At 51.6% G+C, this 14313-nt stretch carries 13 protein-coding genes; 11 read left to right on the top strand and 2 right to left on the bottom strand.

The window, feature by feature from the left end:
- The first annotated feature begins 11 nt into the window (after positions 1-11).
- Genes ispF through rpoS form a run of 6 tightly spaced genes read left to right on the top strand, consistent with a single transcriptional unit; the run spans position 12 to position 4866 of the window.
- Complete coding sequence (ispF, locus tag CWE12_RS02870; protein ID WP_275540977.1) at positions 12-503, top strand: 2-C-methyl-D-erythritol 2,4-cyclodiphosphate synthase; 492 nt, start codon at positions 12-14, stop codon at positions 501-503.
- Positions 493-1545 carry a tRNA pseudouridine(13) synthase TruD gene (gene truD / locus CWE12_RS02865; protein WP_126788155.1) on the top strand — a complete coding sequence of 351 codons (1053 nt, stop codon included), beginning with the start codon at positions 493-495 and terminating at the stop codon, positions 1543-1545. Before ispF ends, truD begins: the two co-directional genes overlap by 11 nt.
- Entirely contained in the window at positions 1546-2298 is a 753-nt protein-coding gene (surE, locus tag CWE12_RS02860) for a 5'/3'-nucleotidase SurE (RefSeq protein ID WP_126788154.1), read from the top strand.
- Positions 2298-2936: a protein-L-isoaspartate(D-aspartate) O-methyltransferase gene (locus CWE12_RS02855; RefSeq protein ID WP_126788500.1), complete on the top strand. Its 639-nt coding sequence runs from the start codon at positions 2298-2300 to the stop codon at positions 2934-2936. The genes surE and CWE12_RS02855 overlap by 1 nt, the downstream gene beginning before the upstream one ends.
- Positions 2937-2961: 25 nt before the next feature.
- Positions 2962-3852 (top strand): peptidoglycan DD-metalloendopeptidase family protein, encoded by an 891-nt coding sequence (locus CWE12_RS02850; RefSeq protein ID WP_126788153.1) that lies wholly within the window; start codon positions 2962-2964, stop codon positions 3850-3852.
- Between the two features lie 36 nt (positions 3853-3888).
- On the top strand, positions 3889-4866 hold the full coding sequence (rpoS, locus tag CWE12_RS02845; RefSeq protein ID WP_126797798.1) for an RNA polymerase sigma factor RpoS: 978 nt from the start codon (positions 3889-3891) through the stop codon (positions 4864-4866).
- 59 nt (positions 4867-4925) lie between these two features.
- Here rpoS and mutS read toward each other — a convergent pair whose 3' ends face one another.
- The gene (gene mutS, locus CWE12_RS02840) at positions 4926-7496 is read right to left on the bottom strand and encodes a DNA mismatch repair protein MutS (RefSeq protein ID WP_126788152.1); all 2571 of its coding nucleotides are present in this window, start codon (positions 7494-7496) and stop codon (positions 4926-4928) included.
- A gap of 117 nt (positions 7497-7613) precedes the next feature.
- Here mutS and CWE12_RS02835 point away from each other — a divergent pair, with 117 nt between their 5' ends.
- From CWE12_RS02835 to CWE12_RS02820, 4 genes are all read left to right on the top strand, one after another.
- Positions 7614-8102, top strand: coding sequence for a CinA family protein (locus CWE12_RS02835; protein ID WP_126788151.1), 489 nt, complete (start codon positions 7614-7616; stop codon positions 8100-8102).
- 130 nt (positions 8103-8232) lie between these two features.
- Complete coding sequence (gene recA, locus CWE12_RS02830; RefSeq protein ID WP_198675670.1) at positions 8233-9336, top strand: recombinase RecA; 1104 nt, start codon at positions 8233-8235, stop codon at positions 9334-9336.
- Positions 9337-9466: 130 nt separating this feature from the next.
- Positions 9467-11278 carry a DUF885 domain-containing protein gene (locus CWE12_RS02825; protein WP_126788150.1) on the top strand — a complete coding sequence of 604 codons (1812 nt, stop codon included), beginning with the start codon at positions 9467-9469 and terminating at the stop codon, positions 11276-11278.
- Positions 11275-12012, top strand: coding sequence for a metallophosphoesterase (locus tag CWE12_RS02820; protein WP_126788149.1), 738 nt, complete (start codon positions 11275-11277; stop codon positions 12010-12012). Before CWE12_RS02825 ends, CWE12_RS02820 begins: the two co-directional genes overlap by 4 nt.
- Here CWE12_RS02820 and CWE12_RS02815 read toward each other — a convergent pair.
- On the bottom strand, positions 11985-13226 hold the full coding sequence (locus CWE12_RS02815; RefSeq protein WP_126788148.1) for an EAL and HDOD domain-containing protein: 1242 nt from the start codon (positions 13224-13226) through the stop codon (positions 11985-11987). The two genes, CWE12_RS02820 and CWE12_RS02815, sit on opposite strands and share 28 nt — an antisense overlap.
- A 60-nt stretch (positions 13227-13286) precedes the next feature.
- Here CWE12_RS02815 and rssA point away from each other — a divergent pair, with 60 nt between their 5' ends.
- Entirely contained in the window at positions 13287-14297 is a 1011-nt protein-coding gene (gene rssA / locus CWE12_RS02810; RefSeq protein WP_241984119.1) for a patatin-like phospholipase RssA, read from the top strand.
- The last annotated feature ends 16 nt before the right edge of the window (positions 14298-14313 follow it).

Raw genomic sequence — 14313 nt, 5'->3', positions numbered from 1 at the left:
TACTCAGTATGATGAGAATTGGTCAGGGCTTTGACGTTCATAAATTTGGCGGGGACGGCCCTGTATATTTAGGCGGCGTGGCGATTGAGCATGCACACGGGTTGCTTGCGCATTCCGACGGTGACGTGCTGCTGCATGCGCTGTGTGATGCATTGCTCGGCGCGTTAGCCATGGGTGATATCGGTCATTTATTTCCGGATACCGATCCGGCTTACAAAGGGGCTGACAGCAAAGAACTGACCCGCGAGGTTTACCGTCGGGTGCAGGAGGCCGGGTATCAACTGGTCAATGCTGATGTCACCGTGATGGCCGAAGTTCCCAAATTAAAACCGCATAACCTGGCGCTACGCCAGTCGATTTGTGCCTTACTGGACTGTGCAGTGGATGCAGTGAGTGTGAAGGCGACGACAACAGAAAAACTTGGTTTTACCGGCCGTGAGGAAGGCATTGCCTGCTCTGCGGTGGTACTCCTTGAGAAAATGGCGCTGTCTGATGACAATTAATTTTGATTTTGCCTATGCCTGTGGTGCGGCCCCGACCGCTCAGGCATTGTTTAAACAGCAACCTGACGACTTTCAGGTGCGTGAAGTACTGGGTTTTGAGATTGAAGAGGAGCCGAAAGGTCAGCACCATTGGCTGTGGATAGAGAAAAGCGGTGCCAACACCGACTTTGTTGCCAAGCAGCTGGCCCGCTTTGTTGATGTTCCGGCTCGTGAAGTGAGTTACTCCGGGATTAAAGATCGACAGGCACGGACCTGGCAATGGTTTTCGGTGCAGTTACCGGCGACTCGTGAAGTGGACTGGTCGGCACTGGTTGATGACGAATTTCGTATTGTTGAGGTCAAGCGTTGCGGGCGTAAGCTGCGCCGCGGTAGCCACCAGAGCAATGAATTTGTCATCACCCTGCGCGATGTGTCAGACATAGAGGCGCTAAACGCAGCGTTGCAGCAGGTGAAGGAGCAGGGAGCGCCGCATTATTTTGGCGAACAGCGTTTTGGCCATCAGGGCAATAATATTAGCAAGGCGCTGACCATGTTCGCGGGTAAGCGGATCAAAGACAGAAACCTGCGCGGCCTTTTAATTTCAGCGGCACGCTCCTATATATTTAACCATTACCTTAGCGAGCGGATCCGGCAGGGCATGTTGCAAACGCCCATCGAGGGCGACGTGATGACGTTGCGTGGCAGCCACTCTTATTTTATTGCCGATGAAGTGGACGATGCGTTACTGCAACGTTTTAGCGAAGGCGATATTGATATTGGCGGGCCATTATGGGGCCGTGGCGAGCGGCTCAGTCAGGGAAGCGCAGCAGACTTTGAACAGCAGGCATTGACCGCGATGAATGAATTGCAGGATGGTCTGGAAAAAGCAGGGTTAAAGCAGGAACGGCGGCCTTTGCGAGTCATACCGGACGGGTTGCAGTGGCAGTGGTCAGGCGCTGACTGCGAAGTGCGCATGAACCTTCCAGCGGGCGCGTACGCTACCAGTGTCTTGCGCGAAGTCGCGCAATTACGCTCAGCCCCCGTTAGCACAGGAGACGACTAGGTGAAAATACTCTTAAGTAATGACGATGGCGTACGTGCGCCGGGTATTACGGTACTTTATAAAGCACTCAGCGAGATTGCAGATGTTCGCGTGATCGCACCGGAGCGCAACTGCAGTGGCGCCAGTAATTCATTGACCCTGCATGACCCGCTGCGGGTTGAACAACTTGAAAATGGCTTTATTTCGGTTAATGGGACGCCCACAGACTGTGTCCATTTAGGCACGAATTCGCCATTGGCGGAGATCCCTGATCTGGTCGTTTCCGGTATTAACGATGCGCCGAATATGGGCGACGATGTACTCTATTCTGGTACCGTTGCAGCGGCGACAGAGGGCCGTTTTATGGGCTTGCCGGCGATTGCTGTTTCGATGGGGGCGCCGGGTCATGACTATTACGAAACGGCAGCAAAAGTGGTCACTGATTTAGTCCTGCGTTTGCAGCAGAAACCGCTAAGCGCGGACTTTGTGCTCAACGTCAACGTGCCATATTGCAGCCTAAAAGGGATAAAAGGGACGCGGATTACCCGTCTTGGCCGTCGCCACCGTGCCGAAGGTATGGTTCGCGGGACTGACCCGCGGGGCCGCGAATTATTCTGGTATGGGCCTGTAGGGCAGCACCAGGATGATGGCCCGGATACCGACTTTGCTGCGATTCGCGACCACTATGTTTCGATTACACCATTGACCGTGGATATGACTGCGCCAGTGACTCAACAAGACAACGTCAGGGATTGGTTAACAGACGATTTATGATGGTAACAAACTTTCAAGGGGTCGCCCGCCGTTTAACCGAGCAATTGCGCGCACTGGGCATTGACGATGACCAGGTACTGAAGGTCATTGAACAGACGCCGCGACATGCCTTTATGCCGGAATCGCTGGCACATAAAGCGTACGAGAATACGGCATTGCCGATTGGCAACGGGCAAACTATTTCCCAGCCTTATATGGTTGCGGTGATGACCAGCGTACTGACCAAAGCAGGGGCTCGCAGCGTGCTCGAAATTGGCACTGGCTCCGGCTATCAGACCGCAGTCCTGGCGGCATTGGTCGAGCAGGTTTACAGTGTCGAGCGGATCTCACATTTGCAGTATCAGGCGAAACGTCGCTTTAAGCAGCTCGACCTGCACAACGTACGCACCCGACTTGGCGACGGCTGGCAGGGCTGGGCGTCAAAGGCACCGTTTGATGGCATTATTGTCACTGCGGCGGCGGCCCGTATTCCGGAAGCTTTGCTCCATCAGTTGTCGCCGCAACACGGAGTGATGGTGATTCCAGTCGGTGAAGAGCGGCAGCGTCTGTTAGTGATCGAACGAGATGGGGACGATTTCAGTTACCGGGAACTGGAAGACGTTCGCTTTGTCCCTTTAATTGAAGGTGACACTGAATAGTGTCATGTACTACGACAAAAAGGTGATGAGACTGAGGGCAACACTGCTTTTTTCAATTTTTACCATAGCGACGCTGAGTGGATGTGCTCAGCGTGGTCAGCCTGCGCCGGTAGACGCTGTCTACCAGGGGCGTACAGTGCACGACTTTGCCCGTGGTTCTCTCAGTAGCAACACCTATCAGGTGCAGCGTGGTGATACGCTGTACTCGATTGCTTTTCGCGCTGAAATGGATTTACGCGATGTCGCACGTTTGAATAATTTGCAGGAGCCGTATCAAATTTTTCCGGGCCAGGTGCTGCGCCTTGACCGACAGGCTGCGTCCCGCCCGGTCGCGATTGCTCAGTCAGCGGGTAGTCAGACCACCAATAGTCCGAATAGTAGTAGTGAGCGTAAAAATAGCGTTAATAATGATCTAAACGGCTCCGTTGCCAGTAATATCGAACAGGAGTATGGTGAAAATCGAACAGTACAGCAAAATAATGCCACTCAACGTTCGTCTTCTTCAGCTCAAACGCCTTCACGGCAAATGGCTGAAAATGGCGACATTGAATGGCAGTGGCCTTCACAAGGGCGCATTGTACAGCGATTTTCTACCAACCGACCCGGCGCCAATGGGATTCAATTTTCAGGACTTAAAGGCGATCCGGTGACAGCCGCGGCAGCGGGTAAAGTGGTTTATGTTGGAAGTGCTTTGCGTGGATTTGGTCGCTTAATCATTCTGAAACATAACGATGATTATATAACGGCATATGCTCACAATGATGAACTCATGGTTGAGGAACAACAATGGGTCTCAGCAGGGCAACAAATAGCCACAATGGGTGATTCAGACGCGGACGATGTTCGTTTACGCTTCGAGTTACGCTATCAAGGCAGTTCGGTGAACCCTGAGCAGTATTTACCGAGGTCTCGCTAGCGCTGTCATCCGGTCTCACAATAAGGAGAAAGGTACATGCGTGAAGAACCTAAGAATATTATTAACGATATAGCATCAGTTGAAGAAGTTGAGTCAACAGAAAATGCGGAACGCGCGCAGGACGATGCGGAGTTAACTGACGCGCTGGCTAGTAGCAGTAGCAAGTCACAACGGAAGTTGGACGCCACGCAAATGTACTTGAGCGAGATTGGTTTCTCGCCACTGCTTAGTGCAGAAGAAGAAGTTTATTACGCGCGTAAAGCGCTGCGCGGCGAAGAAGCGGCCCGCAAACGAATGATAGAAAGCAACCTGCGACTGGTTGTGAAAATAGCCCGCCGCTACAATAACCGCGGCCTTGCACTGCTGGACCTGATTGAGGAAGGTAATTTAGGTCTTATCCGTGCTGTTGAAAAATTTGACCCGGAACGTGGTTTCCGTTTTTCAACCTATGCAACCTGGTGGATCCGCCAGACCATCGAACGTGCCATTATGAATCAGACACGGACTATTCGTCTGCCGATTCATGTGGTTAAAGAGTTAAACGTATACTTGCGTGCGGCGCGCGAACTGGCGCACAAGCTGGATCATGAGCCGACCGCTGAAGACATCGCAAAAAGCCTTGAGAAGCCAGTTGAAGATGTCACTAAAATGCTCCGTCTGAACGAGCGTATTTCCTCCGTTGACACCCCAATTGGTGGCGACTCTGATAAAGGTCTGCTGGACATTATTGCAGATGAGAAAGCCTCTGGACCTGAAGTCGAAGTACAGGACGAGGACATGCGCGGAAATATTCTGCACTGGCTGGAGACGTTGAACTCAAAACAACGTGAAGTACTGGCGCGTCGTTTTGGTCTGCTCGGCTACGAACCTTCGACGTTAGAAGATGTCGGTCGCGAAATTGGTTTGACTCGCGAACGGGTTCGTCAGATCCAGGTCGAAGCGTTGCGTAAGTTGCGTGAAACACTACGTCAGCAAGGACTATCACTGGAATCTGTATTTGCTTCTGAGCAATAACAGCAGCAAAGTTACAAACAAAAACAGCGCCTTTTGGCGCTGTTTTTTTGTTTCACAGATTAGATTTGGTTAAGTTTCTTCTTCCACCGATAGAGCAGGTCATGCGCTTGCCGCGGTGTTAGCTCATCAGCATCCAGCTCACGCAGTGCATCGGCAATTTGCACCGCTGCCTGGTCCGCTTCGCTCGGCACGGTTTCGGGTTGCGCGGCGAATAATGGTATTTGTTTGTCGTTGCGGGCGGCAGACTTTTCCAGTTCGCTGAGTTTGACCTTGGCATTGCGGATTACGTCGTACGGAACTCCAGCCAGACGCGCCACCTGTAAACCGAAGCTACGGTTTGCAGCTCCGTCTCTGACATGGTGTAAAAAGGCGACAGTATCGCCGTGCTCTGAGGCATCCACGTGCAGATTAACGGTGGCTGGCAACTGCTCAGCTAATTCGGTTAATTCAAAATAGTGGGTGGCAAACAGCGTCATACACTGACGGTCTGAGGCTAAGGCATGGGCACAGGCCCAGGCCAGCGACAGCCCGTCGTAAGTGGAAGTACCGCGCCCGATTTCGTCCATTAAAACCAGACTGCGGGCATTGGCATTATTCAGAATATTAGCGGTTTCAGTCATTTCGACCATAAAGGTCGAGCGGCCTGAGGCCAGTTCATCAGAGGCCCCAATACGAGTGAAAATCCGTTCAATGACGCCAATTCGGGCCCTTTGCGCCGGCACGAAACAGCCGATATGAGCAAGTAGCGTAATCAGCGCTGCCTGGCGCATGTAGGTTGATTTACCGCCCATGTTGGGGCCGGTGATTATATTCAGCCGGCGCTGCTCATTTATTTGCAGATCATTGGCGATAAACGGACTCTCGCTATAAAACTCGACGACCGGATGGCGGCCTTGCTCGATCTGAATGCCCATGCCGCTATGCAGTTCAGGGCGGCAGTAGTTTTGTTCGTCGGCGTGCAGAGCAAAGGCAGTCAGGACATCGAGCTGGGCCAGCGCGGCGGCGCAGCGCTGCAGAGCAGGAACAAACGGGAGCAGATCTGTAAGTAGTTGTTGGTAGAGTTGTTTTTCCAAGGCTAACGCCTGGCTCTGACTGCGCAGCACCTTGTCTTCAAACGCTTTTAGCTCTGGAATAATATAGCGTTCAGCATTTTTCAGCGTTTGCCGGCGCTGGTAATCTGCAGGCACATCCGCTTGTCTGGAGGTTTCAATGTAAAAGCCATGGACCCGGTTGTAACCGACTTTGAGGCTGCTAATTCCGGTCCGCTGGCGTTCCCGTTCAGCCAATTTGTCAAGTTGATCGGTCGCGCCCTGGCTTAACGCCCGCAGTTCGTCCAGCTCAGCATGATAGCCGCTGGCCAGCACGCCACCGTCACGAATAACCACCGGCGGGTTATCGACAATAGCGTTGCTTAACAAGCGTTCAAGCTCAGTGAAGTCGTCCATGGCTTCAGCCAGAAAAGACACCGGCTTTGCTTTGAGTACACGGCGAATAGCCGGAACCTGCTGCAGGGCCTGACGCAGGCGGGTGAGGTCACGTGGCCGCGCGCTTTGTAAGGCTACACGAGCCAGAATACGCTCCATATCGCCGACGGCTTTCAGACTGTCCTGCAGACTTTCAGCCTGAAATTCACTGGCCAGCCAGCTGACCGCGTCCAGACGCTGATTAATAAGCTGCTGGTTACGCAATGGACGATGCAGCCAACGCTTTAACAGGCGACTGCCCATGGCGGTGACACTGCGGTCGAGGACCGCGCTTAAGCAGTGTGTTTTGCCGCCGGACAGATTCTCGGTTAATTCTAGGTTGCGCCGTGTCGCTGCATCCATGGTAATGGCATCGTCATGGTGCTCAAACTGGATGCTTTGAATATGCGGTAAGCTGCTTTGCTGGGTCGCTTTGACGTAGTGCAGCACTGCACCGGCGGCTGCGATAGCCGCCTCTGCCTGCTGTAAGCCAAAGCCGGTCAGATCCTGAGTGGCAAACTGGCGGCACAGCACCTGGGTGTTTGAGTCTGCTGCAAATTCCCAGGCGGGGCGAGCGCGAAGGGGGGTTGAGGCAGCGATGAAGCCTTTCGCCAGCGCCTGCACGTCACTTTGCTCCGCAATCAATAGCTCGGCGGGCTGAAGGCGTTGCAGTTCCGCTTGCAGATTCTCGGTACTGGCATGCTCGGACACACTGAAACGTCCACTGGACAGCTCCAGCGAGGCAACGCCAAAGGTATTGTCGTAGTCGCTCACGGCGACCAACAGACTTTCCTGATGGGTGTCGAGCAGTGCTTCGTCACTCAGCGTACCTGGTGTCAGAACCCGCACTACTTTACGTTCGACCGGTCCCTTACTGGTCGCGGGATCGCCAATTTGTTCACAGATAGCAACGGATTCACCCAATCTTAATAAACGGCCAAGGTAGCTTTCTGCCGCATGGTAGGGCACCCCGGCCATTGGAATGGGCTCACCCGCAGACTGACCGCGCTTGGTCAGGGAGATGTCTAACAGCTGAGCGGCTTTCTTTGCATCGTCAAAAAACAGCTCGTAAAAATCTCCCATACGGTAAAACAGCAGGGTTTGCGGATGTTCAGCTTTGATACGCAGATATTGCTGCATCATTGGGGTATGAGTACTCGCCACCATGGTCGTTGTCTTGTTATCCTTTGCCCAGAAATAGTGCGTTCGATACGAAGTCTGTATGATCCCGTTTTCGTCCGCAAAAGCCAACCCTCAGGGTGAATAAAACGAAGAGAATTTACCATGCATAGCGAGTTAACAGGCGTACTTGATGAACTGGCAGGCTGTCTTACTGCTAAGGGGGCCAGGCTGGCTACGGCGGAGTCCTGCACGGGTGGAATGATTGCAAGCCGAATTACTGATAAGGCGGGCAGCTCCGCCTGGTTTGAAGGCGCGGTTGTTAGTTACAGCAATGCGATGAAAAAGCAGCTGCTTGGAGTCAGTCCATTTACTCTGCAAAGCCATGGCGCCGTTTCACAAAGCTGTGCTGAGCAAATGGCGGCAGGGGTGCGCCGTCTGTGTGGATGTGAGTACAGTATCGCAACCACCGGAATTGCCGGCCCGGGTGGCGGCTCAGATGATAAACCTGTGGGGACGGTCTGGCTTGCCTGGCAGGGACCTGATTTTACCCGTAGTGAGCGTATTCTGCTCGCTGGCAACCGTGATACGGTTCGTGTTGAGACCACTTTTTACGCCCTGAATGTGTTATTAAAACTAATTAAATCAAAATGATACATGTTTTTATTAGACGGTTTTGTAAGAAATCAGCACTACTGGGTTGATACTGTATGTATCTACAGTATACTAGGTGCAAATGACCTCCCATCATTGGGTGGAGCCCATCATTGTTTGGAGCAAGAATATGAGTGATAACAGATCAAAAGCATTAGACGCAGCATTAGGCCAGATTGAACGTCAGTTTGGTAAAGGCGCTATCATGCGCTTAGGTGATAACAAAGCAATGGACATCGAGGCTATTTCGACTGGTTCTTTAAGCCTTGATATTGCGTTGGGCATTGGTGGTTTACCAACGGGTCGTGTGGTTGAAATTTATGGCCCTGAATCAAGTGGTAAAACCACGTTAACGCTGCAGGTTATTGCAGAAGCACAGCGGGTAGGTAAAACCTGTGCCTTCGTCGATGCTGAGCATGCTTTGGATCCTGTTTATGCCGAAAACCTTGGGGTTAAGGTCGATGAACTGCTGGTGTCACAGCCGGATACCGGTGAACAAGCGCTGGAAATTTGTGACATGCTGGTACGTTCTGCTGCCGTCGATGTGGTCATTATTGACTCGGTTGCCGCGTTAACACCGAAAGCTGAAATTGAAGGTGAAATGGGTGACAGCCACGTTGGTTTGCAGGCTCGTCTGATGTCTCAGGCGTTGCGTAAATTAACCGCGAACCTGAAAAAGTCCAACACCATGTGTATTTTCATCAACCAAATCCGGATGAAAATCGGGGTGATGTTTGGGAATCCTGAAACCACCACTGGCGGTAATGCCCTGAAATTCTATTCATCGGTTCGTCTTGATATTCGTCGTACCGGCGCATTGAAAGAAGGTGATGAAGTGGTTGGTAACGAAACCCGCGTTAAGGTCGTGAAAAACAAAGTCGCACCTCCCTTTAAGCAGGCTGAATTCCAGATCATGTACGGCAAAGGTATTTCGAAAGAAGGCGAGTTGATTGACCTGGGGGTTAAACATAAGCTGGTAGAAAAAGCGGGTGCCTGGTATAGCTATCAGGGCGATAAAATAGGTCAGGGTAAAGCCAATTCAATGAACTTCCTTGCTGAAAATCCTAAAATCGCTAAAGATATTGAAGCACGCTTACGTGAAATGTTGCTGCTGAAGCCTAAGCTGGACGATGTAAATGCCAACGGAGAGCCAGTAGTAGCCAAAGAAACAAAAAGCACTAAAGCGTCAAAAGCAGCAAGTGCTGCGAAAGAAGAGCAAGACGACCTGCTATAAGGTTTTCTGCAATTTAAAGTTAAAAACCCACGGTCAGTTAAATAACTGACCGTGGGTTTTTCTTTTCTCGATGACAAATTTATGTAATGGTTAGGATCCTGAACCGTAAAAATAGATGTCGAGTAAAGTGATGAAGTATTCTATCTTGAAAATGGCTTTGGTTGCTGCGCTATCCCTTGGGGTTACCACCGCCTGTAGCCAGGCTGAAAACCCGTCTGCGCAACAGCAAAGCGAACAAAAGTCAGCATACCTGGAGACCATTTATGCGGAGTACTTTACCGCTAATCTGCAGCTGAATCCTTTGCAGGCGACCTTTGTCGGCGAACACAGGTACAATAATAAGCTGGCAAATTTTCTCACTGAAGAGCATCGAACCCGACAGCGAATGCTGGAAGAAGAATACCTGAGTCTTGTGACAGAAACGGATCCAGATGATCTGACAGAGCAAGACAGACTGAGTTATGAAATTTTTAAGCGTGACCGTGAAACAACCCTCGAGCAGTTAGAATATCCTACCCATTTATTACCGGTTGATCAGTTCTATAATATTGCTGGCCGCTTTGCAATGCTCGGCTCCGGTCAATCCGCACAGCCTTTTAATAGCGTCGAAGATTACCAGAACTGGGCCGCTCGTCTGCGTCGTATCCCGGCCATATTTGATCAGGCCATCAGCAACATGGAGCAGGGCATCGAGCTCGATATCGTGCAGCCCCGTATACTGATGGAAAAAGCGTTGCCGCAAATCGACGCGCATGTTGTTGATGATTTGGAAGACAGCATGTTTTTCGCCCCGTTGCAGGAATTTCCGTCAGACTTTAGCGACGAGCAAAAGCAACAGCTGAGTGCTCAGTATCAACAGATCCTGACCGATGAAGTGTTACCTGCTTATCAGCGTTTAGCTGATTTTATCCGCACGACCTACCTTGAACATACTCGAACTGATAGTTTTGGGCTGGGCGCCTTACCAGGTGGTGAGGAATGGTATGACTTTAATGTTCGCTGGCGTACCACCACCGATTTGAGTGCCAACGAGATCCATCAGATCGGGCTGGATGAAGTCGCCCGCATTCATGGTGAAATCGAAGACATTATGCAGCGTGTTGAGTTTGAAGGGACGCTGGAAGAGTTTTTTGAGTTTACCCAGAGTAACGAGCAATTTATTTATGCCAGCCGCGACGCCATGCTGGAGGCTTACCGTACCTTCGCCGCACAGGTTGATGAAGTGACGCCCCAGCTTTTCCATCAGGATATGTTTCCAAACGCTGACTATGAGATTCGTAAGGTAGAGGAATTTCGTGAGCAAAGCGCAAGTTCGGGAAGCTATCAGGCACCACCGGAAGACGGTTCACGCGCTGGTATTTTCTATTTAAATACCTATGACTTGTCGGCCCGACCCACCTGGGCAAAAGGGGCGCTGGTTCTGCATGAAGCCGCGCCGGGTCACCATTATCAGATAGCGTTGCAAAGAGAAATGGAGAACCTGCCACGGTTCCGTCGCTTTGGCGGTGAAACTGCGTTTATCGAAGGCTGGGGACTGTATGCAGAGTCACTTGGCAACGAACTCGGTGTGTACAATGACTATGACCAATTTGGTGCGCTGGTAGCTGAGCTGTGGCGTTCGATTCGCCTGGTCGTCGACACCGGCATTCATGCCAAAGGCTGGTCGAGAGACGAGGTACTTGATTACATGCGTAGCAACGCCCCAGTAGCAGACGCTCGGGCGATTTCTGAAGCCGAGCGTTTTATGGCGCTACCAGGTCAGGCCCTTGCCTATAAAATAGGGCAGCTTGAAATTCGTAAATTGCGCACGGAAGCAGAGCAGGCATTGGGTGACTCGTTTAATGTCCGTGACTTCCACCGCGAGGTTCTGCGTAACGGCTCGTTGCCGTTGTCCGTGCTACGCCAGCAGATCGAGCGTTGGGTGGCTGATCAGCAAGCATGAGCGGATGGCAACTTGCTAACCCCGTGCGACGGGTTAAGGCCAATCTGAAAGGGCGTGACCTGGTGGTCGGCGATATTCACGGCTGTTTTGATTTGCTTCAATCGGCACTGGATTCACTGGCGTTTGACGAGCGTGTTGACCGCTTGTTTAGCGTCGGTGACCTGATTGACCGCGGACCTGATTCAATAGCCAGTATGGGCTGGCTCGGTAAGCCCTGGTTTTACGCCTGCCTGGGAAATCACGAGTCGGTATTACTGGATTACCTTTACAGCCAGGACGAAGACCTTGCGGATACCTGGTGTCGTTTTGGTGGCGAGTGGTTCTTTGACCTGTCATTTAAAATGCAGACATCACTGGCTCAACGAGTGCTGCAACACTGCAGCTACGCCGTCGAAATCAGCGATCAGAATGGCCATGCAGAAACCGGTATTGTGCACGCGGATGTACCTGTTGGAATGAGCTGGTCACAATTTACCAGCGCGATCGGCGAGAACAGCCGGCTGCAATACGACACCCTGTGGGCGCGTGAACGTGGCCGGGGCCTGCGGTCTGATCGGGTTGAAGGGGTACGCCAGGTTGTAGCGGGGCATCAGATCGTACAGGGCGCTCATCAAAGCGGTAATGTCTGGCTTATCGATACAGGAGCCTACCGTGCGGAGGAGCAAGGCGGCGAGTTAACGGTACTGGAACTGCCTGACCGCCTGCATCACTTCTCTGACTCTGCGTTGCGATAATCCGTTGGAATAATTTCCTGTGCCCATTCGCTGGCCTGCAAATACATTCTGGCAATCTCGTTGTGGGCAATTTGCAAACGACGGGCAATGGCTTCAACTTTACGCCAGTGCGCCTCTTCATAGCAGCGAATCAAGCCGAGATAGAACGCCAGTAGTCCACGCCGTTGAGTCAGCGCCTGGGTAATAGCAGGGCTGAGATTAATGCGCCGGATAGCCGTTTCCAGATCCTCGTCAAACATAGCATCAAGCAACGAAAACATACCGACCAGGAAGGCCTGATTAGGCTGTACTTTGGGTTGTTGGTGGTATTCGGCGACTAATTCGCAAAAACGTGCTCGGGTGATACTAAGGCGGATGAGTTCATTTGGCTTGTCATCGGTCAGTGCGGCGGTGACAGCCATGGTCACAAAGCGGTTAACCTCGGCAGCGCCCAAAAACACCACTGCTTGCTGTAACGAGGTCACTTTTTCGCGTAAACCAAAGGCGGCAGCGTTGACGAAACGAAGCAGACGGTAGGAGAGGGCAACGTCCCTTTGCAGGATGACCGTCATCCGGCGAAAATCAAACTCTTCGCGGGCAGTTTCCGCCAGTAATTCAGTGCAGGCTGCTTTGGTCGGGTTAATTCGCCGACGCTTAATTAACTCAGGCCGTGAAAAAAAATAGCCCTGAAAATAACTGAAACCGTCTTCCAGCGCATCGTTGAACTGTTCCTGGGTTTCCACTTTTTCCGCCAGTAATTCGATACTGTAATCGCGAACCTGGTATTTTAGCGCCTGTAACTGACGGAAGGTGTACGCCTGCAAATCGACTTTGATAATAGAAATGCAATCGAATACTTCAAGCCATTCGCTTTGAAAACGGTAGTCGTCCAATGCGATATGATAACCAAGATTACGCAGCTCGCGGATACGGGTGAGTACTTCAGGCGTTGGTTCAACATTTTCCAACACCTCGATATACACTTCCATCGGGTTAAGCAGGGTGGGTAGTGAGGTTAATAAACCGCCCCTGGCAAAATTAATGAAGGCAGGGCAATGATCGGTGATCTCGCTTAATGTATGCTGCAGCTCACTGTCCTGAATTAAAGTGCTGGTAGCAATATCAGCGTCAATATCAGGAAATGCATTGCTTTCGCCATCACGGAAAAGCAGCTCATAACCGTACAGCTTTTGATGGCGGTCAAGAATTGGTTGTCGCGCTAGATAAAAGAACATAGCATCTTATATTGTTATCGATTTTCGGATGGTAGCAGATAAAAGCAAAGGAGCCTAGAAGTGAAGAAGGATATGAAGGTTGGAATTGCGTTAGGCTCAGGCGCGGCACGGGGATGGGCCCATATTGGTGTGCTCCGGGCATTGCATGAAATGGGTGTTAAACCCAATGTGGTGACCGGAACCTCGATCGGCTCCCTGGTCGGTGGCGCGTACTGTGCTGGTCGATTAGACGAACTGGAAAAGTGGGTTCGCGATATGGACCGTTGGGAGGTGTTTAACCTGCTCGACTTTGGTTTTAGTAATGGTGGAATCGTCTCCGGCGAACGGGTTTTTAATTTCGCACGTGAACACTTTGGGGCAATTTGCATCGAAGATCTACCGATTCGCTTTGCGGCCGTTGCCACTGACCTGTATACCGGTCGCGAAATTTGGTTAAAAAAAGGTGACGTCTACGACGTTGCGCGCGCCTCATGTGCCATGCCCGGCCTGCTGTCACCGAAACCAATGGACAATCGCTGGCTGGTTGACGGCGCGTTAGTCAACCCGGTTCCGGTCTCGTTATGCAGGGCGCTGGAAGCAGAATTTGTGATTGCGGTGCACTTAAACTCTCAACTTAATACGTCGCCGCCCAAACTGCCGCCTCAGGATATGAACCCCCAGGGTCTCAATGAGCAGGTTGAGCAGGAAGAAGATAAGCGCAGAGCGCCACAGTCGGCTGACAAAGCGAGTGCTGATGACACCAACCCGTTTAAAAGCTTCCTCGCGCAAGGGCAAACCTACTTTGACAATGTGAAGCAGAAATTCAAAAAAGACCATCAGACGCCCGGGGTGATGGGGGTCATGGCGGGAGCGATTGATATTATGCAGGAACGGGTCACCAAAGCGCGTATGGCAGGCGATCCACCGGATATTTTACTGCAGCCTAAACTGGGTCATATTGGTATTCTTGAATTCGAACGTGGCCAGGATGCGATTGATGTCGGCTATGAAACCACCAGACGACTGAAAGATCTGATCGAAGAAGACATTAAAATGCTCCGCTTCCGACGCGGCGAGCGGGTGGTTGATTAAGCTGTCGCGATTTCAC

Source organism: Aliidiomarina sedimenti, assembly GCF_003986955.1.
In the GTDB taxonomy this organism is placed as follows: domain Bacteria; phylum Pseudomonadota; class Gammaproteobacteria; order Enterobacterales; family Alteromonadaceae; genus Aliidiomarina; species Aliidiomarina sedimenti.
The sequence above is the reverse complement of the archived record's forward strand: the minus strand, read 5'-3'. Positions and strand labels throughout refer to the sequence as shown.

What these genes read in the sequence shown, in the direction of transcription:
- CWE12_RS02835 (WP_126788151.1), top strand. Translation starts at nt 7,614, where the DNA reads ATGCATAGCGAGTTAACAGGCGTACTTGATGAACTGGCAGGCTGTCTT.
- CWE12_RS02855 (WP_126788500.1), top strand. Translation starts at nt 2,298, where the DNA reads ATGGTAACAAACTTTCAAGGGGTCGCCCGCCGTTTAACCGAGCAATTG.
- mutS (WP_126788152.1), bottom strand. Translation starts at nt 7,496, where the DNA reads ATGGTGGCGAGTACTCATACCCCAATGATGCAGCAATATCTGCGTATC.
- recA (WP_198675670.1), top strand. Translation starts at nt 8,233, where the DNA reads ATGAGTGATAACAGATCAAAAGCATTAGACGCAGCATTAGGCCAGATT.
- CWE12_RS02850 (WP_126788153.1), top strand. Translation starts at nt 2,962, where the DNA reads ATGAGACTGAGGGCAACACTGCTTTTTTCAATTTTTACCATAGCGACG.
- CWE12_RS02825 (WP_126788150.1), top strand. Translation starts at nt 9,467, where the DNA reads ATGAAGTATTCTATCTTGAAAATGGCTTTGGTTGCTGCGCTATCCCTT.
- CWE12_RS02815 (WP_126788148.1), bottom strand. Translation starts at nt 13,226, where the DNA reads ATGTTCTTTTATCTAGCGCGACAACCAATTCTTGACCGCCATCAAAAG.
- ispF (WP_275540977.1), top strand. Translation starts at nt 12, where the DNA reads ATGAGAATTGGTCAGGGCTTTGACGTTCATAAATTTGGCGGGGACGGC.
- CWE12_RS02820 (WP_126788149.1), top strand. Translation starts at nt 11,275, where the DNA reads ATGAGCGGATGGCAACTTGCTAACCCCGTGCGACGGGTTAAGGCCAAT.
- rpoS (WP_126797798.1), top strand. Translation starts at nt 3,889, where the DNA reads ATGCGTGAAGAACCTAAGAATATTATTAACGATATAGCATCAGTTGAA.
- truD (WP_126788155.1), top strand. Translation starts at nt 493, where the DNA reads ATGACAATTAATTTTGATTTTGCCTATGCCTGTGGTGCGGCCCCGACC.